The 15,196-nt window shown below is 71.4% G+C and carries 19 protein-coding genes; 4 read left to right on the forward strand and 15 right to left on the reverse strand.

The window, feature by feature from the left end:
• A partial coding sequence (locus ACFQ87_RS28700) for a metal ABC transporter permease (RefSeq protein WP_380613738.1) occupies positions 1–365 on the forward strand: 365 nt, incomplete at its 5' end.
• Between the two features lie 35 nt (positions 366–400).
• On the forward strand, positions 401–811 hold the full coding sequence (locus ACFQ87_RS28705; RefSeq protein ID WP_380613739.1) for a Fur family transcriptional regulator: 411 nt from the start codon (positions 401–403) through the stop codon (positions 809–811).
• Positions 812–898: 87 nt separating this feature from the next.
• Here the strand turns inward: ACFQ87_RS28705 and ACFQ87_RS28710 are convergent, their stop codons facing one another.
• The 4 genes from ACFQ87_RS28710 to leuA all read right to left on the reverse strand — a co-directional run bounded on the left by ACFQ87_RS28710 (position 899) and on the right by leuA (position 5,375).
• Positions 899–1,738, reverse strand: a complete 840-nt coding sequence (locus ACFQ87_RS28710; protein WP_380613740.1) for an isoprenyl transferase — start codon at positions 1,736–1,738, stop codon at positions 899–901.
• 4 nt (positions 1,739–1,742) lie between these two features.
• Positions 1,743–2,489, reverse strand: coding sequence for a DNA repair protein RecO (gene recO / locus ACFQ87_RS28715; protein ID WP_380613741.1), 747 nt, complete (start codon positions 2,487–2,489; stop codon positions 1,743–1,745).
• Between the two features lie 178 nt (positions 2,490–2,667).
• Positions 2,668–3,339 (reverse strand): TerB family tellurite resistance protein, encoded by a 672-nt coding sequence (locus ACFQ87_RS28720; protein ID WP_380613742.1) that lies wholly within the window; start codon positions 3,337–3,339, stop codon positions 2,668–2,670.
• Between the two features lie 239 nt (positions 3,340–3,578).
• Complete coding sequence (leuA, locus tag ACFQ87_RS28725) at positions 3,579–5,375, reverse strand: 2-isopropylmalate synthase (RefSeq protein WP_380613743.1); 1,797 nt, start codon at positions 5,373–5,375, stop codon at positions 3,579–3,581.
• A gap of 333 nt (positions 5,376–5,708) precedes the next feature.
• Here leuA and ACFQ87_RS28730 point away from each other — a divergent pair, with 333 nt between their 5' ends.
• Positions 5,709–6,731, forward strand: a complete 1,023-nt coding sequence (locus ACFQ87_RS28730) for a M4 family metallopeptidase (protein WP_380613744.1) — start codon at positions 5,709–5,711, stop codon at positions 6,729–6,731.
• A 99-nt stretch (positions 6,732–6,830) separates the two neighbouring features.
• The gene (locus ACFQ87_RS28735) at positions 6,831–7,097 is read left to right on the forward strand and encodes a protealysin inhibitor emfourin (protein ID WP_380613745.1); all 267 of its coding nucleotides are present in this window, start codon (positions 6,831–6,833) and stop codon (positions 7,095–7,097) included.
• A 145-nt stretch (positions 7,098–7,242) separates the two neighbouring features.
• Here the strand turns inward: ACFQ87_RS28735 and era are convergent, their stop codons facing one another.
• The 11 genes from era to ACFQ87_RS28790 all read right to left on the reverse strand — a co-directional run bounded on the left by era (position 7,243) and on the right by ACFQ87_RS28790 (position 15,013).
• Positions 7,243–8,172 carry a GTPase Era gene (gene era, locus ACFQ87_RS28740; RefSeq protein ID WP_380613746.1) on the reverse strand — a complete coding sequence of 310 codons (930 nt, stop codon included), beginning with the start codon at positions 8,170–8,172 and terminating at the stop codon, positions 7,243–7,245.
• 60 nt (positions 8,173–8,232) lie between these two features.
• Complete coding sequence (locus tag ACFQ87_RS28745; RefSeq protein WP_380613747.1) at positions 8,233–8,415, reverse strand: hypothetical protein; 183 nt, start codon at positions 8,413–8,415, stop codon at positions 8,233–8,235.
• A 66-nt stretch (positions 8,416–8,481) separates the two neighbouring features.
• Positions 8,482–8,835, reverse strand: coding sequence for a cytidine deaminase (locus ACFQ87_RS28750; protein WP_380613748.1), 354 nt, complete (start codon positions 8,833–8,835; stop codon positions 8,482–8,484).
• Between the two features lie 85 nt (positions 8,836–8,920).
• Positions 8,921–9,469, reverse strand: a complete 549-nt coding sequence (locus ACFQ87_RS28755) for a DUF4383 domain-containing protein (protein ID WP_380613749.1) — start codon at positions 9,467–9,469, stop codon at positions 8,921–8,923.
• Positions 9,470–9,508: 39 nt separating this feature from the next.
• Complete coding sequence (locus ACFQ87_RS28760; protein ID WP_380613750.1) at positions 9,509–9,745, reverse strand: hypothetical protein; 237 nt, start codon at positions 9,743–9,745, stop codon at positions 9,509–9,511.
• A gap of 33 nt (positions 9,746–9,778) precedes the next feature.
• A complete protein-coding gene (locus tag ACFQ87_RS28765; RefSeq protein ID WP_380613751.1) occupies positions 9,779–11,104 on the reverse strand; it encodes a hemolysin family protein in 1,326 nt (441 codons plus the stop codon).
• Between the two features lie 19 nt (positions 11,105–11,123).
• The gene (gene ybeY, locus ACFQ87_RS28770; protein ID WP_030061268.1) at positions 11,124–11,618 is read right to left on the reverse strand and encodes an rRNA maturation RNase YbeY; all 495 of its coding nucleotides are present in this window, start codon (positions 11,616–11,618) and stop codon (positions 11,124–11,126) included.
• 14 nt (positions 11,619–11,632) lie between these two features.
• Positions 11,633–12,766 (reverse strand): PhoH family protein, encoded by a 1,134-nt coding sequence (locus ACFQ87_RS28775; RefSeq protein ID WP_380613752.1) that lies wholly within the window; start codon positions 12,764–12,766, stop codon positions 11,633–11,635.
• A gap of 179 nt (positions 12,767–12,945) precedes the next feature.
• Positions 12,946–13,869 (reverse strand): ribonuclease Z, encoded by a 924-nt coding sequence (locus ACFQ87_RS28780; protein WP_380613753.1) that lies wholly within the window; start codon positions 13,867–13,869, stop codon positions 12,946–12,948.
• A gap of 5 nt (positions 13,870–13,874) precedes the next feature.
• The gene (locus ACFQ87_RS28785) at positions 13,875–14,228 is read right to left on the reverse strand and encodes a histidine triad nucleotide-binding protein (protein WP_380613754.1); all 354 of its coding nucleotides are present in this window, start codon (positions 14,226–14,228) and stop codon (positions 13,875–13,877) included.
• Positions 14,229–14,284: 56 nt separating this feature from the next.
• The gene (locus ACFQ87_RS28790; protein ID WP_380613755.1) at positions 14,285–15,013 is read right to left on the reverse strand and encodes an RDD family protein; all 729 of its coding nucleotides are present in this window, start codon (positions 15,011–15,013) and stop codon (positions 14,285–14,287) included.
• Positions 15,014–15,196: the final 183 nt, after the last annotated feature.

A 15,196-nucleotide genomic window follows, 5' to 3' on the forward strand; every position in this document is an offset into this window, starting at 1 on the left:
CCGCCCAGCAGCTCACCCGCTCCTTCGCCGCCACCCAGGCCGCCGCCATCGCGCTCGGCGTGGTGGTCTCGCTGGCCGGCGTCACCGGCTCCTACCACCTCAACGTGCCCTCCGGCCCGGCCATCGTGCTGCTCGCCATCGCGGTCTTCGCGGTGTTCAGCGTGATCGCCGCGCCGCTCGCCCGGCGCCGCCACCGACGGCGCGGCGAGGCCGACCGGGGACCGACGGTCTGCGACGTCGCCGTCCCGGACCGGGCCCCCGACCGGATCCCTGACCAAATCGCTGACCAAATCCCCGGCCAAATCCCGGGAAAGACTTCCTCCGACACGGGCACCCCGGAGCGGCGGGCCGGACTGGCACAATGAGGTGCGAGACGCCCACGACCCCAGGAGGACCCACGGTGACCACCGCAGGCCCGTCGCCGCGCGCCCGATCGACCCGGCAGCGTGCCGCCGTCTCGGCCGCCCTGGACGAGATCGCGGACTTCCGCAGCGCGCAGGAGCTCCACGACCTGCTCAAGCACCGCGGGGACTCCGTCGGTCTGACCACGGTCTACCGCACGCTCCAGTCGCTCGCCGACGCCGGTGAGGTGGACGTGCTGCGCACCGCCGACGGCGAGGCCGTCTACCGCCGGTGCAGCAGCGGGCACCACCACCACCTGGTCTGCCGGCACTGCGGCGCCACCGTCGAGGTGGAGGGCCCCGCGGTGGAGCGCTGGGCCAACTCGGTCGCCGCCGAGCACGGGTTCAGCGACATCGCGCACACCCTGGAGATCTTCGGCACCTGCGCGGAGTGCGCGAAGAAGGACTAGCGGCAGCCGTACGGGGCAGCCCGTACGGACGACGGCGAAGGGCCCGCGGGAGCGATCCCGCGGGCCCTTCGCCGTACACCGGCACGGTCAGCGCTGGGCGGGCACCCCCGACGGCCCGGCGACCTCGTTCGGGATCGCCCCGCCGAAGCGGCGGTCGCGCATCGCGAACTGCTCGCAGGCGCGCCACAGGTCGCGGCGGTCGAAGTCCGGCCAGAGCACGTCCTGGAACACGAACTCGGCGTAAGCGGACTGCCAGAGCAGGAAGTTGGAGGTGCGCTGCTCGCCGCTGGGGCGCAGGAACAGGTCCACGTCCGGCATGTCCGGGTGGTACATGTACCTGGCGAGGGTCTTCTCGTTGACCTTCTTCGGGTCCAGCTTCCCGGCCGCGACGTCCTGCGCGATCGCCTGCGCCGCGTCCGCCAGCTCGGCCCGGCCGCCGTAGTTGACGCACATGTAGAGCGTCACGGCGTCGTTGCCCTTGGTCTGCTCCTCGGCGACCTGCAGCTCCTGCACGACGCTCTTCCACAGCTTGGGCATCCGGCCGGCCCAGCGGATCCGCACGCCCATCGCGTCCATCTCGTCGCGGCGGCGGCGGATGACGTCCCGGTTGAAGTTCATCAGGAACTTCACCTCGTCGGGCGAGCGCTTCCAGTTCTCGGTGGAGAACGCGTACAGCGAGATGTTCTTGACGCCGAGCTCGATCGCACCCTTGAGGACGTCCAGCACGACCGACTCGCCGATCTTGTGGCCCTCGGTGCGGGGCAGCCCGCGCTCCTTGGCCCAACGGCCGTTGCCGTCCATCACGATGGCGACGTGGTTCGGGACCAGCTCACCGGGGAGCTTCGGGGGCTGTGCGCCGCTGGGGTGCGGGGTCGGGGGAACGTAGTCCCGCTGCTTGCCGCCGCCGAAGAGCCGTCGCGCTGCCATGTGCTCACTTCTCCACGTATCTCATCGAGCGGATGCCCCGCTCCAGGTGCCACTGCAGATAGGCCGCGACCAGGCCGCTGCCCTCCCGCCAGTACCGCGGCTCGCAGGCGTCGGCCGTCTGCCAGTCCCCTGACAACAGTGCCCCGAGCAGTACCAGTGTCTCAGGGGAGGGTACGGCACATCCGGGCACTCGGCAGTCCGGGCAGAGCACCCCGCCCGCCGGGAGCGAGAAGAAACGGTTCGGCCCCTCCAGGCCGCACTTGGCGCAGTCCGTGAAGCTCGCACCGTACCCGTTGACCGCGAGCGAGCGCAGCAGGAAGGCGTCCATCACCAGGTGCGACTCGTGCAGGCCGGCCGCCAGCGTGCGCAGCCCGCCCACCAGCAGCAGGTACTGCTGCACGGCCGGCTCGCCCTCGTTCTCGGCGAAGCGCTCGGCCGTCTCCAGCATCGCCGTGCCGGCGGTGTAGCGGCCGTAGTCGGTGACGATCGAACCGCCGTACGGTGCGATGGTCTCCACCTGGGTGCACAGCGGCAGCCCGCGCCCGACCAGTTCGCTCCCCCGGCTGAAGAACTGCACGTCCACGTGCGAGAACGGTTCCAGGCGGGCGCCGAACTTGGACTTGGTCTTGCGCACCCCGCGCGCCACCGCCCGCACCTTGCCGTGCTGGCGGGTCAGCAGGGTGATGATCCGATCGGCCTCGCCGAGCTTCTGCGCCCGCAGCACGACGCCGTCGTCCCGGAAAAGACTCATGCGGTCCATTCTCCCCCAGCCGCGGGGGCGGCCAGGGCGCCCGGGGGCGGGCAGCCGTGTTGCCCGCACCGGGGCCGTGGGGGAGGACCACTGCGGTGCGGGTCACGGCGGGCCCGGAGGGGGGTCGGACCCGTTTGTGGGGGATACGGAAGGTCTTCTCGAAGGGGGCCGGCAGGCCCTACAGGTTCTCGTACGGCGCCCGGGTCGCCGCCTCCAGCAGCTCCGTGACCACGGACTGCGGCAGGTCCAGGCAGCGCCCGACCGCGGCCAGCGCCTCCCGCTCCTGCGGCAGGTAGCGCCCGTCGGCCAGGGCGATCGCGGCGCCCTGAAGCAACAGCCGCTCGCGGCCCTGCTGGGCCAGGTGCGGGGCGAGCGGTTCGAGCACCGCATGCAGCTCCACGGCGAGGCCGCCAGCCATCCCGTGGGCGTCGTAGAGTTCGCCGCCGAGCCCGGACAGCGCGGCGAGCGCGGCCAGCACCTGGGCCTCGCCGCAGTCCTCGAACCCGGCCTCGCGCACCGCCGTGCAGGCCGCCTCGCGGGCCGCCCGGTGGGCGGTGCCGCCGGCCGCGAGCAGGGCCAGCGCGACGGTGTACTGGCCGTCCCGCAGCATCCCGCCGAGGCGCACGCTGGTGGGCTGCTCCAGAGCCTCGACACCGTACCGGCCGTGGCAGCTGGTGCACTGCACGCTGCCGATCACCGGCCCGAGCGGGACCACCGGGGCCCCCAGGAGCCGCAGCCACCGCCGGCCGTGCTGCCGGCGGTAGTTGCGGTCCCCGCCGCAGCCCGGGCAGAAGAAGTCACCGAGAACGTCAGTCCGCCACCGCGGGCGAACACCCCACAACCTGGTCACGGCGCCACTCCCCAGACATGGCAGGCGGCCTGCACAACTATGGGCAGGTCACGCGACCGGACACCGAGGCCGTCCCACCGACCCGGCTTTCCGGTGGATCGATGTTGCCATGGTTACCGGCACGTGTCAGTACCTCGAACGGCTTCCGGCCCGAAAAAATGTGGCGCAGGACACAACGGGCGACTCGAACGGCGAAGGGCCGCCCCGGAGGACGGCCCTTCGCGTACCACCCGTACGGATTAACCGCGCCGCGAGCGGTTTACGGCGCTGATCATCGCCTTCAGCGAGGCCAGCACGGTGTTGCCGTCGATGCCCACGCCCCACAGCACCTTGCCGTCCACCGCGCACTCCACGTACGCGGCCGCCTGGGCGTCGCCGCCCTCGCTCAGCGCGTGCTCGGCGTAGTCCAGCACGCGTACGTCCACGCCGATCCGGGCCAGCGCGTCCGCGAAGGCCGAGACCGGGCCGTTGCCGGTGCCGTTCAGGGTCACCGGCGCGCCGTCCACCACGGCCTCGGCGGTCAGCGCGTCCCGGCCGTCCTCGGTGGTCAGGGTGCGCGAGCCGGCCAGCGACAGCCGGCCCCACGGGTTGGCGGGGGTCGGCAGGTACTCGTCCTCGAAGACCCGCCAGATCTCGGCCGGGGTGACCTCGCCGCCCTCGGCGTCGGTCTTGGCCTGGATGATCCGGGAGAACTCGATCTGCATCCGGCGCGGCAGGTCCAGCTTGTGGTCGTTCTTCAGGACGTACGCCACACCGCCCTTGCCGGACTGGCTGTTGACCCGGATGACCGCCTCGTAGGTGCGGCCGACGTCCTTCGGGTCGATCGGCAGGTACGGCACGCCCCAGGTGTGTTCCTCCACCGGCACCCCGGCCGCCTCGGCGTCCGCCTCCAGGGCGTCGAAGCCCTTCTTGATGGCGTCCTGGTGCGAGCCGGAGAAGGAGGTGTACACCAGGTCGCCGGCGTACGGGTGGCGCGGGTGCACCTCCATCTGGTTGCAGTACTCGGCGGTGCGGCGCACCTCGTCGATGTCGGAGAAGTCGATCTGCGGGTCGATGCCCTGCGAGAACAGGTTCATCCCCAGCGTCACCAGGTCGACGTTGCCGGTCCGCTCGCCCTGCCCGAACAGACAGCCCTCGATCCGGTCCGCACCCGCCATGTAGGCCAGCTCGGCGGAGGCGACGGCGGTACCGCGGTCGTTGTGCGGGTGCACCGACAGGCAGACGGACTCGCGGCGGGACAGGTTGCGCGACATCCACTCGAACTGGTCGGCCTGCACGTTCGGAGTGGCCCGCTCGATGGTGGCCGGCAGGTTCAGGATGATCTCGCGGCCCTCGCCCGGCTGCCAGACGTCCATCACCGCCTCGCAGACCTCCAGCGCGAAGTCCAGCTCGGTGTCCACGAAGATCTCCGGCGAGTACTGGTAGCCGAAGACGGTGTCGTCGCCCAGCAGCTTCTCCGCGTACTCCATCACCAGCCGGGTGCCGTCGACGGCGATCGCCTTGGTGGCCGCCTTGTCGTTGCGGAAGACCACCCGGCGGAACAGCGGCGCGGTCGCGTTGTACAGGTGGACGGTCGCCCGCGGGGCGCCGACCAGCGACTCCACGGTCTTCTCGATCAGCTCCTCGCGGGCCTGGGTGAGCACCGAGATGGTGACGTCCTCCGGGATCGCCCCCTCCTCGATCAGCGACCGCACGAAGGCGTGGTCGGTGGCGCCGGAGGACGGGAAGCCGACCTCGATCTCCTTGTAGCCCATCCGCACCAGCAGGTCGAACATCTTGCGCTTACGGGCCGGGGACATCGGGTCGATCAGCGCCTGGTTGCCGTCCCGCAGGTCGGTGGAGAGCCAGCGCGGCGCCTTGGTGATGACCTTGCTCGGCCAGCTGCGGTCCGCCAGGTCGACGGTGCCGAAGGGCAGGTAGCGCCCGTGGCGCATGCCCGAGGGCCGCTGGCGCACGGAGGCGGCGGTGATCGGCGTGGGCCGGTCGACGAAGGCGGGAGCGGCGGGGACGGACGCGGCGGAGCTCTGCTCGGTCATGGAGGTGACTCTCGGCTTCCTGTGGATGCGTGGTGCGGGCGGGTCGGGAGGGATCAACACCGACTGGCCGGCCTCTGCTGCCGCTCGCGATCCGCCGTTGGACCGCCGTTTCCGCGCACAGCTCGTTCCCCGCGGCGAGGGAGCCGGCCCCTGTGGACTACAGGCCCTCGACGCGGCAGCTAAGAAGAAGCAGCCCGTTGCGCATGATGCCCCAGCGTAACCCAGTGCCGCGCGCCCCCGAAGTGATCCGGGCTTCCGTTCCACTCCTTGAGACGCCGACTGGTCATGCCAAGGGTGGTGACAACCGGTCATCGAGGCCTCACCCTGGGCCACATGACCACATCGGTACCGATCTGCGCGATCGTCCCGCCGTACGTCCTGGACCGCCTCGCCGAGGCCGGTCACGAGCCCGCCGTCCGCTCCCTCGCCCTCGACGCCGCGCACCGCGCGGCCCGCCTGAGCCCTCCGCCGCCGGTCGCCGCCAACCCGGGCCTCAGCCGGGTGATCGCCGACTCCGGCCACAGCCAGCGGCTGCCCGGCCGCACCGTCCGCACCGAGGGCCAGGCCCCGGTCACCGACACCTCCGTCAACCACGCCTACGACGGCCTCGGCGACACCTTCGCGCTGTACTCCGACGTCTTCGGCCGCGACTCGATCGACGGCCAGGGGCTGCGCCTGGACGCCAGCGTGCACTACGGCCAGAACTACGACAACGCCTTCTGGGACGGCCAGCGGATGGTCTTCGGCGACGGCGACGGCGAGATCTTCGGCGACTTCACCGCCTGCATCGACGTCATCGGCCACGAACTCACCCACGGCGTCACCCAGTTCACCGCCGGCCTGGAGTACCAGGACCAGCCCGGCGCGCTGAACGAGTCGGTCTCCGACGTCTTCGGCTCGTTGGTCAAGCAGTACGCACTGCGCCAGAACGCCGCCGACGCCGACTGGTTGATCGGCGCCGGGCTGCTCGCCCCCGGCATCCAGGGCGTGGCGCTGCGCTCGATGAAGGCGCCCGGCACCGCCTACGACGATCCCCAGCTCGGCAAGGACCCGCAGCCCGCGCACATGCGGGACTACGTGCAGACCTCGGAGGACAACGGCGGGGTGCACATCAACTCCGGCATCCCCAACCACGCGTTCTACCTGCTGGCCACCGCCCTCGGCGGCCAGGCCTGGGACCGCGCCGGACGGATCTGGTACGACGCGCTGACCAGCCGCCGACTGCCCGCCGACGCCGACTTCACCGCCTTCGCCCGGGCCACCGTGGCCGCCGCCAAGGCCCGCTACCCCGACCAGTCCTCGATCGCGGACACCGTCACGGCGGCCTGGGCTCAGGTGGGGGTCAGCGCGGGCTGACCGACGGTTGAGACGGCTTCCGAACGGTTGAGACGGGCTTAAGGTCACGGTCCGGGAAAAGCGCCGCAAAAGCCTTCCCTGCGTAGCACCATGGACACCATGCGCATCCAGGTGACCCGGACCGGCGGCCTCGCCGGAATCGTCCGCCACGCGGAGCTCGACACCGCCGAGCGCGTGGACGCCCCGCACGTCCACGCGCTCGCCCGCGAGGCCGTCGCGGGCGGGCTGCGCGCCCCCTCGTACGGGGTGCCGGACGGCTTCCACTACGAGATCACCGTCGACAGCCGGACGGTGTACTGCGCCGACCCCAAGCTCACCGACTCACAGCGTGAGCTGGTGTCGCTGGTGCTGCGCGAGGGGGCGTAACCCGCGCGACCCCCGCGCGACCCCCGCGCGGCACCGTCGCACCAGCTTCTGACGCTTCGTACCGGACGGGAGACGACGAAGGCCCGCCCGGACGCGTCGAACGTCCGGGCGGGCCCCGGTGATCCCGTCGTCGCCGACTTCCGGATCAGAAGCCGAGCTTGCGCAGCTGCTTCGGGTCGCGCTGCCAGTCCTTGGCCACCTTGACGTGCAGGTCCAGGTAGACCGGCGTGCCGAGCAGCGCCTCGATGTGCTTGCGGGCGGTGCTGCCGACGTGCTTGAGCCGCGAGCCCTTGGCGCCGATCACGATCGCCTTCTGGCTCTGCCGCTCGATGTAGACGTTGGCGTGGATGTCCAGCAGCGGGCGGTCCGCCGGGCGGCCCTCGCGCGGCAGCATCTCCTCCACCACGACGGCCAGCGAGTGCGGCAGTTCGTCCCGCACACCCTCCAGGGCGGCCTCGCGGATCAGCTCGGCGACCATGATCTGCTCGGGCTCGTCGGTGAGGTCGCCCTCCGGGTAGAGCTGGTCGCCCTCCGGCAGCAGCTTGGTGAGCAGGTCGGCGGCCAGCTCGACCTGCTTGTCGCCGACCGCGGAGACCGGGATGATCTCGGCCCACTCGAAGCCCAGCTCGATGCCGAGCTGATGGACCGCGATGAGCTGCTCGGCCAGGCGCTTGGAGTCGACCAGGTCGGTCTTGGTGACGATGGCGACCTTCGGGGTCTTCTTGATCCCGGCGATCTCCTTGGCGATGAACTTGTCGCCGGGGCCGATCTTCTGGTCGGCGGGCAGGCAGAAGCCGATCACGTCGACCTCGGCCCAGGTGGTGCGGACCAGGTCGTTGAGGCGTTCGCCGAGCAGGGTGCGCGGCTTGTGCAGACCGGGGGTGTCGACCAGCACGAGCTGGGCGTCCGGGCGGTGCACGATGCCGCGCACGGTGTGCCGGGTGGTCTGCGGGCGGTCGGAGGTGATCGCGACCTTCGTCCCCACCAGGGCGTTGGTCAGGGTCGACTTGCCCGCGTTGGGGCGGCCGACGAAGCACGCGAACCCGGAGCGGTACGAGGAGGAAGGGGCATTCATGGGCTCCATTCTCCCTGATCACCGGAGCCGCGCTGTCCGGGGCCGGTCCTCACCCCGCGCTCAGCCCTTCTTGTCGCCCCGCCCGATCAGCGAGAACACCACCAGCAGCACCAGGAAGCCGATCGAGCCCCAGAGCCAGGCCGGCGAGTCGGTCTCCTGCCACTTGCCCATCCCCATCACGAACAGCAGCAGTCCGGCGATGAACGCCAACGCCCCCATGCCCCAGCCCCTCACCGAGTCCACTCCCCCGGTGAGATTATCGGCCGAGCGCATGGGGGCAGCGCCCACGGTACGAGCTGCCGAGGGGCCTCAGCGGGCCTCGGCCGTCACCCGCAGCGTCCCGTCCGGACCGGCCAGCAGCACCGGCGTCCCGGCCCCTCCCAGGTCCCGTACGGCGGCCAGATCGGCTTCGGCCGGCCGCTCGGCCTCGCTCACCACGGCGGCCGCCTCCAGCGACTTCGCGCCGCTGGCCACCGCCATCGCCACCGCCGTCTGCAGCGCGCTCAGCTTCAGCGACTCCAGCGCGACCGTCCCGGCCACGTAGGTGCGGCCGGTCTCGTCACGCACCGCGGCCCCCTCGGCCACGCCGTTGCGGGCGCGGGCCGAGCGGGCCAGGGTGATGATCTTCTTGTCTTCGGGGTCGAGCTCGACGATGTCACTCATGCCGCCGAGCATAGGTGCCCGCTCACCCGCCCTGCCCTGCCCCTCCCCGGGGGCGAGCGGACGAGTCACAGCGAGCGGGCGAGTATCAGTGGCCGACCGGGTGGGTCCGCCCCGGGTTGGGGTTCATGATCTTGACGAAGGTCTTCGGCCCGGAGGGCTGCGGCTCCTCGCGTTCGATCCGCTCGCGCCAGAACGGGTTGTCGTGCGGCAGGTGACTGCTCACCCGGCCGTACATCCCGAAGGTGGTCACGACGATCCCGAAGATGAACGCGAACAGCACGTTCGACATCCGGAAGTTGAGGATGTTCGCCTCCGGCCGTCCGAGCACCGTCAGTCCGTAGAAGCCGGACAGGACGAACAGCACACCGACCACCATGTTGAGGGTGGACGCGAAGTTCCCGCCGATGATCGCCCCGACCACGAGGATCGCGCCCACCACGATGGACAGGATGCTCAGCGCGCCGTTGGTCGAAAGCCCGGCGATCCGGTCGCCGCGGGTGTCCAGGAAGCCTGGGTGGTCGGCCAGCCCGAAGGCCCCGAACACGATCAGGAAGATCCCCCCGAGTGCCGCCCCGACCCGCCACACCAGGGCGAGCCGGCGGTCGACGGTCGGCAGTTCGTCTTGCAGCTTCATGGCGACCTCCAGAGCTCGCCGAAAGCCGAGTGGCTCGGCCTAGCTGTAGGGATGGCTCCCCTGCATGTGCGGTGTCTCGTGCATGTAGAGCGAACCGCACTGCTGGCAGCAGCGCAGCCCGGTCCCCCAGTCCTGCTCCGGCCGCGTCTCGGCGTCGTCGGGCATGGTGCGGCCGCAGAGCGCCGTCGACAGGTCCTCGTCCCGCACCACGTGCCAGGACCTGACCCCGCCGGCCGCCCCCTGCGGGCCGTACTCCGCCCGGAGTTTGTGCGTCATGCCCTCCATGGTCGCGCGGCGGCCCCCGACCCGCTACTCGCCCGCGGCGCCCTCGGCCCCGGCCGCCTCGCGCACGGGCGAGGCGACCATCGAGCCGATCCGGTTGCGCCGGCCCGCCGAGGACTCGGCGATCAGCAGGATCCCGGTCAACCCGGTGTCCTCCGGCTCCGGCAGCGGGATTTCGCAGGAGGAGCCGGGGATCGGCACCCGGCCGAGGTGCTTGGCCAGCAGACCGCCGACGGTCTCGACGTCCTCGTCCTCCAGCTCGATGCCGAACAGCTCGCCCAGGTCCTCCACCAGCAGCCGGGCGGTGATCCGGTACGAGCCGTCGCCGAGGTCCTCGACCGGCGCGATCTCCCGGTCGTACTCGTCGGTGATCTCGCCGACGATCTCCTCCAGGATGTCCTCGATGGTGACCAGGCCGGCCGTGCCGCCGTACTCGTCGATCACGATCGCGACGTGCGAGCGGCGCTGCTGCATCTCGCGCAGCAGGTCGCCGGCCGGCTTGGAGTCCGGCACGAAGACGGCCGGGCGCATCACCGCGCCGACCTCCTCGGCCTCCGCCTCGCGGTTGATGTGGGTGCGGCGCACCAGGTCCTTGAGGTAGACGATGCCGACCACGTCGTCCTCGTTGTCGCCGACCACCGGGATCCGCGAGAAGCCCGAGCGCAGTGCCAGGGTGAGCGCCTGGCGGACGGTCTTGTGCCGCTCGATCATCACCAGGTCGGTGCGCGGCACCATCACCTCGCGCACGATGGTGTCGCCCAGCTCGAAGACCGAGTGCACCATCCGGCGCTCCTCGTCCTCGATCAGGTCGTCCTTCTCGGCGAGGTCGACCAGGGCCCGCAGCTCCGCCTCGGAGGCGAACGGCCCCTCCCGGTAGCCCTTGCCCGGGGTCAGCGCGTTGCCGAGCAGGATCAGCAGCCGCGGGATCGGGCCGAGCACCGCGGCCAGCGGCAGCAGCACGAAGGAGGCGGCGGTCGTGGTGGAGATCGGGTGCTGGCGCCCGATCGTGCGCGGCGAGACGCCCACCGCGACGAAGGACACCAGCACCATCACGCCGAAGGCCAGCAGCACGGCCCGCCAGGTCGGGTGGAGGTTGCGCACGCACACCGCGGTGACCAGGACGGCCGCCGCCATCTCGCTGGCCACCCGGATCAGGGTCGCCAGGTTGAGGTAGCGGATCGGGTCGGAGGCGACGGTCAGCAGCCGCGCGGAGCCGCGCCGCCCGTTCCGCACCGCCTCCTCCGCCCGGAACCGGGAGACCCGGGAGATGCCCGCCTCGGCGCACGCGGCCAGCCAGCCGAGCACGACCAGCGCCACGGCGCCGAGGATGAAGCTCGTACTCTCACCACTCACAGGGGTTCGGGCTCCGCGCTCAGTGGGTGGTGGGGGCCGGCGAGATGCCGCCGAGGCCGCGGCCCGCCCGCCAGTCGTCCAGGATGCGCTTCTGGAGGGCGAACATCTCCTCCTCTTCCTCCGGCTCCTCGTGGTCGTAGCCGAGGACGTGCAGCACCCCGTGGACGGTGAGCAGCTGCAGCTCCTCGTCCATCGAGTGTTTGGAGGGGGCCGCCTTGCCCTGCTGCTCGGCGACCTCGGGGCAGAGCACGATGTCGCCGAGCAGGCCCTGCGGCAGCTCCTCGCCCTCCTTGCCGGGACGCAGCTCGTCCATCGGGAACGACATCACGTCGGTCGGGCCGGGCAGGTCCATCCACTGGATGTGCAGCTCCTCCATCGCCGCACCGTCCACCAGGATCACGGACAGTTCGGACTGCGGGTGGATCCGCATCTTGTCCAGGGCGAAGCGGGCGACGTCGAGGATGGCTTCCTCATCGGCGTCCCAGCCGGACTCGTTGGCGATGTCGATCGACATGACGGGCTGTGTGCTCAGCTTTCGGTGCGATGGGACTGTCGGGGTGCGCGGGTCGCCGCCGTTTTGCCGGAGCGTCGCTGGGCGGCCCGGCGGGCGCCGAGGGTGTTCTCCTCGGCCTCCTGCTGGGCGTCCCAGCGCTCGTAGGCGTCCACGATCCGGCCGACCAGCTTGTGGCGGACCACGTCGTTGCTGGTGAGGACGGAGAAGTGGATGTCGGGCACGTCGGCCAGGATCTCCTGGACGACCTTGAGGCCGCTGCGGGTACCGCTCGGGAGGTCGATCTGGGTCGTGTCACCAGTGACGACGACCCGGGAGTTGAACCCGAGGCGGGTGAGGAACATCTTGATCTGCTCGGGCGAGGTGTTCTGGGCCTCGTCGAGGATGATGAAGGCGTCGTTGAGGGTGCGGCCGCGCATGTACGCGAGCGGAGCGACCTCGATGGTGCCGGCCGCCATCAGGCGCGGGATGGAGTCCGGGTCGAGCATGTCGTGCAGCGCGTCGTAGAGCGGGCGCAGGTACGGGTCGATCTTCTCGTAGAGGGTGCCGGGCAGGAAGCCGAGCCGCTCCCCCGCCTCGACCGCCGGACGGGTCAGGATGATCCGGTTGACCTCCTTGGCCTGCAGCGCCTGCACGGCCTTGGCCATCGCCAGGTAGGTCTTGCCGGTGCCGGCCGGGCCGAGACCGAAGGTGATGGTGTGCTTGTCGATCGCCTCGACGTAGCGCTGCTGGTTGAGGGTCTTGGGGCGGATCGTGCGGCCGCGGTTGGACAGGATGTTCGCGGTGAACACCTGCGACGGGGCCGGGGAGTCCGGGTCCTGCTCCTGGCTGCGGAGCATGGCGATCGAGCGCTCCACGGAGTCCTCCGTCAGGGGCTGGCCGGTGCGCAGCACCAGCATCATCTCGCTGAAGAGCTTCTGCACGAGGGCGACCTCGGCGCGGGCCCCGGTGGCGGTCACCTCGTTGCCGCGGACGTGGATGTCGGCGGCGGGGAAGCCCTGCTCGATCACGCGCAGCAGCGAATCCGCCGTGCCGAGCAGGGTGACCATCGGGTGCTTCTCGGGGATCACGATCCGGGCGCTCACGCGGCCGTCGTCGGCCGGTTCGGGGCGCGACTGTCCGTTCGTACGGGTCTGCGATGTGTCACTCATAGGTCGGCGCTGGGGCCTGCCTCATCCCATCCGTGGTGTCGTGTGCCGCTCGGTCTCTCCGGGGCACCAGGGTACGCCGCGAGCGTGATCGCTGCGGCGGGCGGCGGGGCCGCACCCGCACGATGCTGCGGCAGATCGGGGGACGACGCGACCGTTTTTCCGACGGGGTTGCGCACCGTTCACGGGTGGCGGCGGGCCGGGACGGGCACCCGGGCGAGGTCGGCGGCGAGCACCAGCTCCCCGTCGAAGTGCTTGCGGGCGTCGGCCAGGTGCTGGCCGAGGTCCGGGTAGCGCTGGGAGAAGTGGGTCAGCACCAGGGTGCGCACCCCCGCCTCGGCGGCGGCCTTGGCGGCCTGACCGGCGGTGAGGTGGCCGTGGTCCTCGGCGAGGTGGGCGTCGGCGTCGGTGAAGGTGGCCTCGACCACCAGCAGGTCGGCGCCCTCGGCGAGCCGGTACACGCCCTCGCAGAGCCGGGTGTCCATCACGAAGGCGAACTTCTGGCCGGGCCTGGGCTCGCTGACCTGGTCCAGGGTGACGGTGCGGCCGTCCACCTCGATCGCGCCCTCGTGCTGCAGCCGGCCCACCGCCGGGCCGAAGACGCCGAGCTCGGCGAGCCGTTCGGGCACCAGGCGGCGGCCGTCCGGCTCGGACAGCCGGTAGCCGAAGGACTCGACGGGGTGGTCGAGGCGGATCGCGTCCAGCGCGAAGCGGGCGCCGGGGGCGGGCAGCGGGCCCGGCTCGTCGATCGGCCGGGGCCGCAGCACGGCCGTCTCGTGGTAGGCGGTGGCGTGCCGCAGCCGCTCGAAGTAGACCTCGCCGGACGCCGGGAAGTACACGTCGACCGGGTGCGGGACGCGGTCAAGGTTGATCCGCTGGATCACCCCGGCGAGGCCCAGGCAGTGGTCGCCGTGGAAGTGGGTCACGGCGATCCGGGTGACCTGGGTGGCCGAGACCCCGGCGTGCAGCATCTGCCGCTGGGTGCCCTCGCCGGGGTCGAAGAGCAGGCCCTCGCCGTCCCAGCGGAGCAGGTAGCCGTTGTGGTTGCGGTGCCGGGTGGGCACCTGGCTGGCGGTGCCGAGGACGACGAGTTCACGCTGGGACACGTAGGTCAGACCATGCTCTCGGTCATGCTCTTGCCGCCCAGCACGTGGACGTGGGCGTGGAAGATCGTCTGCCCGGCGCCCGCACCGGTGTTGAAGATCATTCGGTAGTCCGCAAGACCCTCGTCCCTGGCCACCGCGCCCGCCTCGGCGAGCAGTTCGCCGGCGATCTCCGGCTCGGCGGCGGCCAGCTCGGCGGCGTTCGAGTAGTGGACGTGCGGGATGACCAGGACGTGCACGGGGGCCTTGGGGGCGATGTCGCGGAAGGCGAGGGTGCGCTCGGTCTTGCGCACCACGGTCGCCGGGATCTCGCCCGCCACGATCTTGCAGAACAGGCAGTCGGACTGCGGCTCGCCGGCCATCGGTTTCTCCTCGGGTTCGTCGTGGATCACGGTTTCACGGGCCGTACGGGCGCAGCCTAGCCGAGCCGCCCGACCGCCTGCTCGTACTCCTGAAGGTGCTTCCAGCGCACCGAGCGCATGCCGACGATGTCCCCCTCGGACACGTCGAAGTCCTCTGACAGGAAGATGACCGCCAGGACGACGAAGCCGATCAGCCAACGCCGCGTCAGCCGCCACATGTTGGGGCGCATGACGCGCTTGCGGCGCACCACCCGCATGGCCAGGATCCCCTTGCCCACGCTGAAGCCGGTGAGCCGGGCGAGCACCACCTGGTTGAGGAAGGAGGTGATCAGGCTGACGCCCAGGAACGCCACCCAGAACGGCACCACCGACCCGCTGCTCTGGTGGGCGGCGTGGCCGGCCGCGTGCACGGCGGGCTTGGCCTGGTTCGCGGCGTCGGAGGCGACGGCGGCGGCGAAGCCGGCGCTGAGGGCGAGGACGAAGTCGAGCACGATCGCCAGGAACCGCCGCCCGGCGTACGCCTCCTCGGGGCACGGCGGGAGCGTGGGCTGCGCCTGCGGGTAGGGGTTCGCCGCGTACGGCTGCTGCTGGTACTGCTGTTGGTACTGCGGCGGGTACGGCTGTTGCTGGGCCGGATACGGCTGCTGGCCGTACGGGCTCTGCGCGTACGGGTTGGGCCCGTAGCCGTTCTGCGGCGGCTGCGGCTGCCCGTAGCCGTTCTGCGGCGGCTGCGGCTGCCCGTAGCCGTTCTGCGGGTACTGCTGCGGCGGATAGCCCTGCGCCATGTGCTCCCCCGTGAGCTGTCGACCAAGATCCCGATCAAGGACAGCCCCGCATCCTACCCAGGCCCCGGGGGGGGGGGGGGGGGGGCCCCCCCCCCCCCCCCCCGCTTCCCCCCCCCCCCCCCCCCGCGGTTTCGCCCCCCCCCTCCCCGACAACGAGGGCCCCGTCCCAGGCAGGGGCTTGGT

It is taken from the genome of Kitasatospora sp. NPDC056531, assembly GCF_042794375.1.
Classification (GTDB): Bacteria; Actinomycetota; Actinomycetes; order Streptomycetales; family Streptomycetaceae; genus Kitasatospora.